Here is a 12,605-nt window from a genome sequence, read left to right on the forward strand (position 1 = left end):
ATGAATAGGAGATGTAGAGTATGTCTTACATCTCCTATTTCATGGGGTGATTAATATTGGAAGATAAAAATATGAAAACCGTTCAGCACCTTGAAGAGTTACGTAAACGTATTATTATCACTTTAGTTGCTTTTTTGCTGTTTTTTATACTAACATTTATATATGTACAAGATATTTATCATACACTGGTCAAAGATTTGCCATTTAAGCTAGCTCTATTAGGACCAAGTGATATCTTACTCGTTTATTTAACAATTTCCGCAATCGCTGCCGGCACGGTTACTATACCAGTTGCTGCACATCAAACTTGGTTGTTTGTACGTCCAGCGTTAACACCAAAAGAACAAAAGGTTACAATCGCTTATATTCCAGCACTTTTGATTCTATTCCTATTGGGGATTAGTTTTGGTTATTATATTTTACTTCCTCTTGTATTAAATTTTTTAATATCACTATCAAATGATATGTTTACTACTTTCTTTACAGCGGAGAAGTATTTCCAATTTTTGCTTCATATGACTTTGCCCTTTGGATTTCTATTTGAATTACCAGTTGTTATTATGTTTTTAACAAGTTTGGGAATTATCAATCCATACCGTCTGCAAAAAATTAGAAAATACGCCTATTTTCTATTAATAGTCGTTGCAGTTTTAATTACGCCGCCAGATTTTCTATCAGATTTCCTTGTAGCTATACCGTTACTACTCTTATATGAGGGAAGCCTCAGCTTATCTAAATTTGTATACAAACGGCAGCTAAGTGCTAAAGAAAGGAACAAAAAAACATACGAATATGTTTAATTTTTCAACTTGATGAAGCCCATGGAGTTTTTCCATGGGCTTTTACAGTATATCGAATTTTCACTATCAAGGTGAAAAATAAAGATCTAGAATATAAAGTGAAACTTTAATCAGCCCTCACCAATTGGGCCGTTAGTGCGGGATAAATGGTTTACATATTTTCAATGTTTTCCACTAACGTATAGTACCCACCTTCTACTCCTTCAATTAGGTGCTTAATCTTGTTTAAATGTTCGGAGAAGTCATTTTTCTCTAACCAGTTTTTATGATATTCAATACTCTCAAAAGTAGTCATCATAATTGCCTTATTATTATCAACAGATCGATGCCAACGACTACTAATCCAACCAGGAATACCTTTCCTCTTAAAGTTAAGTAATTCTTCAGCTTGGATAGCAACTAATTCATCTAGTTTACCTGGTTTGGCAGTAAATACATTAATCCACACTATTACTTTATTAGATTTCATCTACATCCCCCTTGAAGTAAAAAATCACCTTTTCTACATGAAATATCATGTATATCCGGAAAATTGATACTGAAATCTAGGTTGTTCATAAATATCCCTCCCGTACTTTTAGATTAGTTTTACTTTCATTTTAAGGATATTTCAATACCTTAACTTGATAGCAATGCGTATTCCTATTCAAGCTAATATACAAATAACATCAATAAACTTGTAACAATCCCGACCCAAATGCAGAGAATAAAACAATAGCCCATGATATCTTTAATTTTCAACCCTAGCACTCCTAATAGAGGTAGTGCCCAGAACGGCTGAATCAGATTTGTCCATGCGTCCCCCCATCCTACCGCCATAGCGATAGTAGCTGGATCTACACCTAGCTTCAACCCTGCTGGGACCTGCAGTGGTCCTTGCAAAGCCCATTGCCCTCCGCCAGATGGCGCCAATAAGTTCACCAATCCCGCTGACCAATATGTAAAAATATCAAATGTATCCTTTGACGCAATGGATGCCATCCATTCGATGATAGAGCTTCCCAATCCTGAACTTCCTAAAACAGCAATAATTCCTGCATAAAACGGAAACTGTAGGATAATTGGAGAAATGGATTGCGCGGATTCTTTGAATCCTTGTGCAAAATTGCCAAGAGAACCATGTAGTAGTAAACCGAGTGATAAGAAAAACAAATTAATGATATTTAAATCTAAGCTACGACCATTCATGAATTCATACACACAATACAACGTGCCGATCATACCTAATACTATTCCTAAAACCGGTGTCCATTCCAATTTTTCCGCAGTAGTTAAATCCTTTTGAGGTGGTTTTACAAAAGAATTTGTATCTATTTCGGGTGCTTTATACCTAATAATTCCGCTTTTTGGAGCCATAAGTACGATAATAATTGGCATCGTGATGAATAGAGTGAAAAAAATAATTAGAGTAGAGTAGCTAAAGATTGTTTGTGAGGTAGGAATAATTCCAATCATATCTGCAAGAAAATGATCTTTTGTGGCAATTGTCAAGCCAATGGAACTGGAGAGGCCTGCGCTATATAAGGCTGTCGGAGCATAAGCGGCTGCAACGAGTAATGGAAAATGTGCATCTGGATTTTTTTTCGCTACTTCCTTCGCAATGATTGCTCCTACAACTACTGCTAATCCCCAATTGATATAGTATGCAATTGCACTGATCAAAAATGTCATCGTATAAGCCTTTTGAGGTGTGTCGGCTAACTTGGCAACAGACTGCAAACCTCTATTAATAAACGGGACGGAAGCTAACGTCATCCCCGTAACCATTAGCAATACCATTTGCATTGTAAAAGTTAAATAAGTCCAAAAACCATCCCCCCAAGATTTTACGATTGCGTATGGCTTTGTAGGGTTCATCAACAAGGCTACCATGAAAGTGAATAAAGTGAGCAGCACAGCGATAACAAAGGCATCCGGGACATATTTCTGAGACCACCTCGAAAATACATTTGCACACCTTGTAAGTAATGATTCTTTCTTTATTGGATTTGTATTCTTCTCCAACAGGGAATGCTTCATAAATATTCTCCTTTCCAAATTTTAATTAGGTAAATATGAATAACATTCCACAAAAGGAGATAAATTCCTTTATGCATACAGATTCTTTCCCCACTGGACTCAAAGGGATTTTTCATCTCTAACTGCTATTTCTATCTCATAATTTACTTCTGTCTTCTAATGCCTAATCTTCTTTATGTTTAAATATGAATGAAAGTACATTTCCTCCCTCATCATGACCATAATTATCCAATCTTTATATTTTCCTTATAATTCTTTAGAAATTCTTTAACTTTTCTTTCCCCCTAGTTAACTATTAATTTTTACACTAGTAATATCGATATACAAGGAGGATCGCTTATGCAACATTTCAAGAAATTGATGCTTCTTATCTTGTCTTTTCTTATTACTGCAATTCTTGTTTTTTATTTTTATTTCTATGTAAATGGACCTTCAATTCAAGCGCAATCAGCTATTTTAATAGATGCAAAATCAGGAGAAATTGTATATAAAAAAAATGAAGATACCCCTTTTCCTTCAGCTAGTTTATCAAAAATGATGACAGAGTATATTGTACTAGAACAAATACATAAAGGAACAATAAAATGGGATGATCATGTGAAAATAAGTAATCATTCTACTCAAACCGAAGGAAATAATATTGATATAACTACTAAAGATCAAATAACAGTTCTCGATTTATTTCATGCAATGGTTCTTGCATCTGACAATCGCGCGGCTGTATCTTTAGCAGAACATATTTCCAAAAACGAAAAAAACTTTACGCATTTAATGAATGAAAAAGCGGAACAATTGGGATTATCTAATAAAACTTATTTCGCCAATGCAACTGGCATAATGAATAAAGAAGAAAAATCTAAAATAACAGTCTTAGATGCCTCACAATTAGCCCAGCATTTAATAACAGATTATCCTATGATATTGGAAATCGCTCAATTAACCTCTTATCAATTCACTTTCAAAGATATACATGTTTTCAATACAAATAAAATGTTGTATTCACTTGATAGCAATGTGAAATTTAAAGGTGTCGATGGTTTACAAACTAGCTTTTCAAGTACCGCTGGATATAGTTTTGCGGGCACAGTAAAACAGGGAAACAAAAGATTTATTTCCATTGTAATAGAGGCAAATGGAGAAAATAGCGCATTTATCGAAACCAAAAAACTATTTACTTATGGTTCCGAGCCTGCTCATCTTCCATCTCTTCAATCCATTAAAGATTATGTGAAATCTTGGATATCTATGCTTCAGTTTGAAAATCTATTTTTACAAACACTAATAATTTTTCTTGTTATTGCTGTTTTACTATTAGTACATATACAAAAAAAAGATTCAGAGGATTTTTAATTTCAAAGCCTCTTTTACATAAAAAACCGACTTGCATTTTCAAAACAAGTCGGTTTATCTCTAGTTTTCTTTTTCTTTTTCTTTTTCATAATATAACTCATTTGCATATTTTCTATTTGTCCCCTTTAAGTATGCAAAAATAATTTGAGGTCTCTTTATCAATGCCCAATCACCGTGTTCATCAAATTTTCTACATGAAGTTGTCATATAAGCTTTCTTTATCGTAGTGAATTTTTTCCCACACGTCTTACCATGTTTTTTTAAACGCATCGCAAATTCTGCATCCTCAGCCATTAACAAACTTTCATTAAAACCACCAATTGCATTAAAGTCTTTCCTATAACACCAAAACATCCCAACTGATATGAACCCATATTTAAAAATGAGAGGAATAATTAAAAATAATCCCGATACTATAATTCCTAGTGAAATACGTTCAAACTTTCCTTTAACGCCCCCACCTATATATTTTCCAGTCATTAAATGCTTTTCTATTTCACTCAACATATTCTCACTCATCCAGCTATCTGCATCTATTGTAACAATGATTTCTCCTCTAGCTATTTTTGCACCAGCATTTCTTATTTTAGAAAGGTTTTTGTTTTCATCTTGTACAGTTATGCAATAATATGACTGTGCAATTTCTTCTGTTCGATCACTACAGCGATTTAGTACAACGATAACTTCAACCTGATCTTTATAAAGTTTTGATGCAGCCACAATGGAATCAAGACATCTAGCAATATACCTTTCTTCATTATGTGCGGGTATTATAATAGAAAACTTAATATCTTGTTCACTATCTCCCTGTGTAAAACAACTCCCTCTATCCATATCACATCTCTCCAGTACAAATTCCTTATATTAATTCATTCTCTTACTATAGAACAAATTTTTTATTCACATCGATTTATCAATGTGAATAAAAAACACCAAAATTCAAGATTTTCGCATAACGTCTCGGTGTTTTTGGCTTTATGACAACCATCATTATATAAAATCGTTCAATACAAAATTGGTATTCCTATTCTTGATAACTCAATCTCTGTATTATCTTTTAAAATAACTAACTTATCCTTATGTTGTCTCAACATATTTAGAATCTCTTTTTTACTATTTTTTTCAAAATCATTTGTCCACTTAAACATTTTCATAAACATTTCAAATGTAGGTGTATAGTTAGCCTTTTCTAAATTAAGTAACTGCAAAATAAATCTTTTTATTATTCTGGCTATCCTCTTAGCTACACTTACATCTAAAAATATAATTAATTCTGCACTTTGAAAGCTTTGTGATACCCATTGATGATGGGCACCTTCAACAATCCAAGCATCTGAATGTACAATAGTAGAAAGTTGTTCATCTCTTTCCTCAGGTGTATTTCTTACATCTCCATTTTTAGTCCTTCTCCAAACAATATTATCTAACTCATAATAAGAAATATTTAGTTGAGAAGACAATCCTCTTGCTAAGGTTGTTTTTCCACTTCCAACAGAACCAATGATATGAATTTTATTAGGTATAATACTTTTCAAGACAACCACCACTTTATAGATTTTTTACAAAATAGATTTCTCTGTTTACTCCATTAAACCTCTTCTAATTAAATTTGCTGAAACAGGCTGAAAATTCAACTCTCTTGCCCAAATAGATAATTGACCAATATGATGGATTTCATGTCAGGGCATCAATTAATTGTTTAAAATCGCTTCTTTCAAAATATTTAAGTTCAATCAATTTCTCTTACACCTCTACTTGAAAACACGTATTTTTAACTTTCTGCTCGATAATTCCTTCCTAACTCTTCTCCTATTGAAAAATAATGTCTAAAGTTATAAAATAACGGACTCCATTTTTGTGGATTAATATGATTTTCTCCTTTTATAATCTCTTCATGCGCGTGAACACGAATGACTTCCGCTTCAACAATTGCAAAGAAAGGATCATATTCAGGAATTCGAATTTCTTTTACCTTTACTTCAATTTGTAGTGGACATTCTTGAATACGCTTTGGCTTTACGAATTGTGAATCACATGGTGTAAAACCGGCTATTGTAAATTTATCTTTTTGATATGTAAATCCCATTTCTTGTTTATAAACCGGGATATTTTCCACCCCTGTATAAGGCGCAATTTTTTCTACTTGCTCCCACTGCAATGAAGAAGGTAAATTAATTACACACTCTCTATTTCTTTCAAGATTTTCAATTGATTTCCCTCCAAGTCCAACACCTAAAATAATATAGTTACCTAAAGCCCATGAAGAAGACATTGGACTTATATTTGTTGTTCCATCTTCATTTAATGTTGATAATAAATAAATTGGCATTCCGTAATATAAAATTTTTGGTTTAATTTCTTTACAGGAACCTTGTTGAAATGAGAAATCCATAAAATCACTCCTATTCTTATTTCTTCATTTACATTGTAAAACACAAATAATTCCATTATCATCGAAATATGGATGTAAAATAAGGAGTGATGCAAATGAATGTAAATGTAGCAAAAATAGCTTATCTTATTAGCGATACATCACGAGCAACAATTCTAGTTCAACTTTTGGATGGTCGTCCACATCCAGCTACTGAATTAGCAAATGCCGCAAAAATCCAACCACAAACAGCTAGTTTTCATCTTCAAAAACTATATGAAGCACAGATTATAGATGTTGAAAAACATGGTAGACACCGTTATTACAAAATAGCCAATCATGAAATAGCAGAATCATTAGAAAAAATACTATATCTAACTCCTCCAGAACCAATTCGATCCTTTAAGCAATCAAAGGAGTCTAAAGAAATTCAATATGCCAGAACTTGTTATGACCACTTAGCTGGAAAGTTAGGTGTTGAAATTACAAATTCGCTTTTAAATAACAACATATTAATTAAGGAAGATTTACAATTTAAAGTAACGAAAAAAGGACAAGAATTTTTCGTAAGTTTTGGTATTGATTTAGATTCGTTACATAAAAAAAGAAGGTTTTTTTCAAAGTGTTGCTTAGACTGGAGTGAACGGCAACATCATATAGCAGGATCCTTAGGAAATGCAATATTAGAAAGAATGATAGAACGCAAATGGATTACAAGAGCATTGGAAACGAGAGCTGTATATGTAACTCCTTTAGGCAAGCAACAAATATTTAGTACATTTCTTATAAAGTAAAGCTTCTATAAAAAAATCCATCCCCTCATATACAGAAGAAAACTCGCTTCCCTATATTACAAAGGTTACGAGTTTTACTTCTTACCAGTCATCATAAATGATAGAATCTAATATGATTATGGTAGCCGTGTTACTTGTTAGGGGGTGGAGCTGTCGTAGAATCCATGAAAATAATGAACTCTATTCAATACTATATGTAAGAGAATGAAAAGTGCTTGTACAATTGTAAAAATCATCAAAAACATATGTATTACTCATATATTAACTAATTAATATGAATTCCAATTTTATCTCATATAAGATCACTTTCAAAATTTAGAGAATGATATAAAAAGAGGCCATTTACAAAGTAAACAACCTCTTTTTAAACATAATAAGCTAGTTATTACCATTTAAAAGATTACGAAACTCTGCTGGAACTTCTGCAGCAGGAGTTGGTGGCACTTCAAGTACTGCAATTATCTCACAAAGAGATAGTGTGAGCGTTGCAACTGGAGGGCCTGCTATTGTTAGAGTAACAACATCACAATTTACCGATACAACAGTACCAGTAATTGTTGTTAATACACCTCTAAGTGCAATAACTACAGTTCTACCTCTTAATGCTCTTAGTGTCTGGAAGATACCAGTTGTGCAACAACAATCGCATTTTTCATTTCGATCTTTTTTGCACTCCTTAAATTCTTTCCAACAGTCATCATCATGATCATTCCAGCATTTAGAACGCCTTTTTGAATCACTACACTTAGAATATTTTTTTTCATACCAACCTTCACGACAACCCATAATTTCACCCCTTTATCCTTTTACTATAAATTATGTAAAAAGAAATAAAGTGATAGAGACAAACACATAGATACAAGAAAACAAACAACTGTCCTATATTTTGTTTAAAATAAAGACAATAAAAAAATGAGCTCTTTATAAAGAACTCATTTTTTATTATTATATTTGTTTAGCTTTTAATCCTTGAATATATGAAACAACCTCTGGATTTACTAAAGAAGATAAATCACCCAATTCCTTACCTAAATACGCCGCTTTAATTACTCGTCTCATCACTTTTGAATTGCGCGTTTTCGGCAAATCTTCTACAACGTGAATATCTTTTGGGCATAACGCCTTCCCAATATGTGAATTTACTAAATTCATCAATTCTTTTTTGAGTTCCGTTGTAAATATTGTTCCTTCCCGTAAAACAACGAAACAGTGACAAACCTCGCCTTTCACATCATCTGGTACACCTATTGCTGCTGCTTCGATTACATCATGGTGCTTTACAATAATCGATTCATATTCAGCTGGCCCAATACGCTTCCCAGCAATATTCAATGTATCATCAGAACGTCCTGTAATAATATATTGCTCTCCGTCATAGATTACCCAATCACCATGTACCCATTTGTTTTCAAAACGTGACCAATACGTATTGACGTAGCGCTCATCATCTTCCCAGAAACTTTTCGTCATTCCAACCCATGGTTTTTCTAAACATAATTCTCCAACTTCATCACGGATTGGACTACCTTGTTCATCTAATACAACCGCTGCCATTCCAGGTAAAGGTGCATTAAAACTAATCGGTGCAATTGGTTTAACTAGGACATTCCCAAATATTCCTCCAGAAATTTCTGTTCCACCTGAATAGTTACAAATTGGTACTTTCCCTTTTCCAACTGTTTCAAAAAGCCACATCCAAGGATCTGGATTCCAAGGTTCACCCGTTGATGCGAATACTTCTAAACTTTCTAGAGAATGTTTCTTTACATATTCATCACCTTTTGCCATCAATGCTCGAATTAATGTCGGTGAAATCCCAAGATGAGTAATTTGATATCGATCAACCGTTTCCCATAATTGATCTGCTTCTGGATAATCTGGAACACCTTCGTACATGACCATTGTTGCCCCATTAATAAGAGAGCCAAATAATAAAAACGGCCCCATCATCCAGCCCATATCAGTCACCCATAATACACGATCACCTTGCTTAATGTTCATACCAAACCCTGCATCAAATGCCGATTTCAGAGGAAACCCAGCGTGCGTGTGTACCGTTCCTTTCGGCTTGCCAGTCGTCCCAGATGTATAAATGAGCATAAGCGGGTCATCACTTTTCATTTCCTCAGCATGTGTAAATGGTTTTTCTTTTTCTAAAACACTCCATGAAACATCATAATTGTGAGGTATAAAATCATTTCCAGCATGACGAACAATAACAACCTTTTCAACAGATGGACAATGTTCGCACGCTTTATCGACCTCATCTTTTAAAGAAACAATTTTACCGCGACGTGAGAATCCATCGGCTGTAATAATCATTTTTGATCCTGCTGCTTGTACACGCGTCATAACTGCATCAGCTGCAAACCCAGAAAAAATCGGGGAAATAATCGCACCTATTTTCATTACTGCCAGCATGGCAACAACTGTCTCTGGAATCATTGGCATGTAAATTGTTACGCGATCACCTTTCTCAATACCCATATGTTTCAATCCATTGGCAACACGACTCACCCAACTATCAAGTTCTTCATATGTAAATGATTTTGTTGTGCCATCTTCGCCTTCGTACATGAGGGCAAGTTGTTGTTTTGTCTCTTCATCTGCAAGCCAACGAGATACCACAGATTCTACTACATTACATGTCCCATCTTTATACCACTGTGCAAACGGTGTACCGTTTGCTAAATCTAATACTTCTGTATACGGCTTCATCCATTGATAACCAACTGCACGTTCTGCTTCCCCCCAAAACCATGCAGTTTCTTCAATTGACTTATCATAAAATGCTTCATAATCTTCATAACCAAGCGATTTCATCCACCCGTATAAACGTGTTTTGTCTTTATATTCTTCTGTTGGAAACCAAACGGCTTGCTTCAATGTTTTCCCCTCCTCATTTTTCGAACAAGAAAGCCCTAAATAGGGCTTTTATACTGGATAAACTGGATGTTTTCGATCTGTAAACACTTGATATTTACTCATGTACATGTCAAAGCGTTTCTTTAACTCTTCACGTAAATCATTCGGATGAACAATACCATCAATTACCATTTCAGATGCTAGACGGTAAATATCAATATCTTGTTTATACTCTTCACGTTTTTCTGCAATAAAGCTCGCACGTTCTTCTTCTGGCAACGCTGCAATTTTGTTTGCATATACAGCATTAACGGCAGCTTCAGGTCCCATTACAGCAATAGAAGCCGTCGGCAAAGCAAGACAGCAATCAGGCTCGAAAGCTGGACCTGCCATTGCATATAGACCAGCACCATATGCTTTCCGAACAACGATTGAAATTTTCGGTACTGTCGCTTCACTCATTGCAGAAATCATTTTTGCACCGTGACGAATAATACCAGCTCTTTCAACTTTCGTTCCAATCATAAACCCAGGTACATCGGCAAGGAATAATAATGGAATATGATACGCATCACATAAATTAATAAACTTCGCTGCTTTATCGGCAGAATCGTGGAATAATACGCCACCTTTCATGCGTGGTTGGTTTGCAACAATACCAATAGGTTTCCCATCGATTCGTCCTAACCCTGTAATAAGTTCTTGTGCAAATAATTTTTTTACTTCAAAGAAAGAACCTTCATCGATAATACGATTAATAAGATCTTTCATATTAAAAGGTGCATTTTGATTTTCTGGGATGATTTGTTCTAACGTTTTTTCGAATTGCTTTGGTTCTTGAGGTGTTACCTTAGGAGCATTTTCTTGGTAATTACTTGGGAAGTAAGAAATATACTGTCTTGCCTGAGCAATTGCATCTTCTTCTGTCTTACATAAAACATCGCCGCATCCTGATACGGAACAATGCATACGAGCGCCGCCCATTTCCTCTAGTGTTACTTTTTCACCAATAACCATCTCAGCCATACGCGGAGAACCTAAATACATAGAAGCATTTCCCTCCACCATCATAACAACGTCACAGAAAGCTGGAATATAAGCACCGCCAGCTGCTGATGGACCAAATAGTAAACAAATTTGTGGCACCTTACCTGATAGCTTCACTTGGTTATAAAAAATGCGTCCTGCGCCGCGGCGGCCTGGGAACATTTCAACTTGGTCAGTAATACGTGCACCTGCAGAATCAACGAGATAGAAAAGTGGTACACGTAATTTTTCTGCTGTCTCCTGGATACGTAAAATCTTTTCAACAGTACGAGAACCCCAAGATCCTGCCTTAACTGTTGAATCATTTGCCATAACACATACAGTGCGGCCATGTATTTTCCCTGTTGCCGTTACAACACCATCCGCTGGTAAACCTGTTTGCTCACAATTTGCAAATAATGCATCTTCTACATACTCACCGTTATCAAATAGAAGAGCTAAACGATCTCGAACAAAGATTTTTCCTTTCGCTTTATTTTGCTCATGATATTTTGGTGCTCCGCCTTGTTTAATTGTTTCAACACGTTCTGCAAATGAATTCGATTGTTGTTTTTGTTCTAGCACAGTTACTCCCCCTTATACATCGGTTTACGTTTTTCCTTAAATGCTTGTAATCCTTCTAATCGATCTTTCGTATGAATTACGCCTTCATACGCTTGCTTTTCCATTTGTAATCCGGTATGCAAATCTACTTGTATACCATTTGAGATTGCTTGTTTTGCTAATCGAATAGCAATTGGGCCGTTACTAGCAATGCGTTCTGCTATTTCAATTGCTTTTTCTTCTAGTAAGTTAGCTGGTACAACGAACTCGACCATTCCATATTCCTTTGCTTCATGCGCTGAAATGCGTCTCGCCGTATAAATTAATTCCTTTGCCCTGCCGACACCAATTAATCTTGGCAGACGCTGCGTACCACCAGCTCCTGGGATAATAGCTAAAGATGTTTCAGTGAGTCCAAGGCTCGCTGTTTCTGCTGCAATTCTAAAATCACACGCTAAACTTAATTCGGTACCACCACCAAGTGCAATTCCATTTATTGCAGCAATAACAGGTTGTGATAATTGCTCAATCATATCCATTGTAGAACGAATCATCCCAACTGCATGACGTACTTGATCTTCATTCATATTGGCACGTTCTTTTAAATCTGCTCCAGCACAAAATGCTTTTTCACCATAGCCTGTTAAAATGACAACACGAACATTGGAATTCTCATTAATATGACTTAATGTAGATTGCAACTCTTCTAATAGTGCAAGAGATAATGAGTTTGCTTGTTGCTGGCGATTTAATGTTATTTTTACGATATGTGGTGTTACATACTCTACTGAAATGTTTTGTAATTGTAGCATTTGA

General features: G+C 34.9%; 12 protein-coding genes and 1 pseudogene. 3 read left to right on the top strand and 10 right to left on the bottom strand.

What is annotated here, in order from left to right; all coding sequences use genetic code 11:
- The first annotated feature begins 71 nt into the window (after positions 1-71).
- Positions 72-800, top strand: a complete 729-nt coding sequence (gene tatC, locus KFD70_RS22795; protein WP_420792379.1) for a twin-arginine translocase subunit TatC — start codon at positions 72-74, stop codon at positions 798-800.
- A 151-nt stretch (positions 801-951) separates the two neighbouring features.
- Here the strand turns inward: tatC and KFD70_RS22800 are convergent, their stop codons facing one another.
- Together KFD70_RS22800 and KFD70_RS22805 are read right to left on the bottom strand one after the other, a co-directional pair.
- The gene (locus tag KFD70_RS22800) at positions 952-1,269 is read right to left on the bottom strand and encodes an antibiotic biosynthesis monooxygenase family protein (protein WP_336454020.1); all 318 of its coding nucleotides are present in this window, start codon (positions 1,267-1,269) and stop codon (positions 952-954) included.
- A 182-nt stretch (positions 1,270-1,451) separates the two neighbouring features.
- The gene (locus KFD70_RS22805; protein WP_336454021.1) at positions 1,452-2,819 is read right to left on the bottom strand and encodes a short-chain fatty acid transporter; all 1,368 of its coding nucleotides are present in this window, start codon (positions 2,817-2,819) and stop codon (positions 1,452-1,454) included.
- A 339-nt stretch (positions 2,820-3,158) separates the two neighbouring features.
- Between KFD70_RS22805 and KFD70_RS22810 the strand changes: the two genes are divergently transcribed.
- Positions 3,159-4,169, top strand: coding sequence for a D-alanyl-D-alanine carboxypeptidase family protein (locus KFD70_RS22810; protein ID WP_336454022.1), 1,011 nt, complete (start codon positions 3,159-3,161; stop codon positions 4,167-4,169).
- 60 nt (positions 4,170-4,229) lie between these two features.
- Here KFD70_RS22810 and KFD70_RS22815 read toward each other — a convergent pair whose 3' ends face one another.
- The 4 genes and pseudogenes from KFD70_RS22815 to KFD70_RS22830 all read right to left on the bottom strand — a co-directional run bounded on the left by KFD70_RS22815 (position 4,230) and on the right by KFD70_RS22830 (position 6,561).
- A complete protein-coding gene (locus tag KFD70_RS22815; RefSeq protein ID WP_336454023.1) occupies positions 4,230-5,003 on the bottom strand; it encodes a glycosyltransferase in 774 nt (257 codons plus the stop codon).
- A gap of 170 nt (positions 5,004-5,173) precedes the next feature.
- The gene (locus tag KFD70_RS22820; protein ID WP_336454024.1) at positions 5,174-5,704 is read right to left on the bottom strand and encodes an AAA family ATPase; all 531 of its coding nucleotides are present in this window, start codon (positions 5,702-5,704) and stop codon (positions 5,174-5,176) included.
- A 45-nt stretch (positions 5,705-5,749) separates the two neighbouring features.
- A pseudogene (locus KFD70_RS22825) lies at positions 5,750-5,848 on the bottom strand (DinB family protein); the annotation flags it as partial.
- A 92-nt stretch (positions 5,849-5,940) separates the two neighbouring features.
- Positions 5,941-6,561, bottom strand: a complete 621-nt coding sequence (locus tag KFD70_RS22830; protein WP_336454025.1) for a flavin reductase family protein — start codon at positions 6,559-6,561, stop codon at positions 5,941-5,943.
- A 95-nt stretch (positions 6,562-6,656) separates the two neighbouring features.
- Between KFD70_RS22830 and KFD70_RS22835 the strand changes: the two genes are divergently transcribed.
- Positions 6,657-7,334: an ArsR/SmtB family transcription factor gene (locus KFD70_RS22835; RefSeq protein ID WP_336454026.1), complete on the top strand. Its 678-nt coding sequence runs from the start codon at positions 6,657-6,659 to the stop codon at positions 7,332-7,334.
- A 378-nt stretch (positions 7,335-7,712) separates the two neighbouring features.
- Here KFD70_RS22835 and KFD70_RS22840 read toward each other — a convergent pair whose 3' ends face one another.
- The 4 genes from KFD70_RS22840 to KFD70_RS22855 all read right to left on the bottom strand — a co-directional run bounded on the left by KFD70_RS22840 (position 7,713) and on the right by KFD70_RS22855 (position 12,601).
- Complete coding sequence (locus KFD70_RS22840) at positions 7,713-8,120, bottom strand: hypothetical protein (protein ID WP_336454027.1); 408 nt, start codon at positions 8,118-8,120, stop codon at positions 7,713-7,715.
- A gap of 159 nt (positions 8,121-8,279) precedes the next feature.
- On the bottom strand, positions 8,280-10,220 hold the full coding sequence (locus KFD70_RS22845; RefSeq protein ID WP_431613423.1) for an AMP-binding protein: 1,941 nt from the start codon (positions 10,218-10,220) through the stop codon (positions 8,280-8,282).
- 48 nt (positions 10,221-10,268) lie between these two features.
- A complete protein-coding gene (locus KFD70_RS22850; protein ID WP_336454029.1) occupies positions 10,269-11,810 on the bottom strand; it encodes an acyl-CoA carboxylase subunit beta in 1,542 nt (513 codons plus the stop codon).
- Positions 11,811-11,812: 2 nt separating this feature from the next.
- Positions 11,813-12,601 carry an enoyl-CoA hydratase gene (locus KFD70_RS22855; protein ID WP_336454030.1) on the bottom strand — a complete coding sequence of 263 codons (789 nt, stop codon included), beginning with the start codon at positions 12,599-12,601 and terminating at the stop codon, positions 11,813-11,815.
- Between the last annotated feature and the right edge of the window lie 4 nt (positions 12,602-12,605).

This window comes from Bacillus pfraonensis (assembly GCF_050768835.1).
Classification (GTDB): domain Bacteria; phylum Bacillota; class Bacilli; order Bacillales; family Bacillaceae_G; genus Bacillus_A; species Bacillus_A pfraonensis.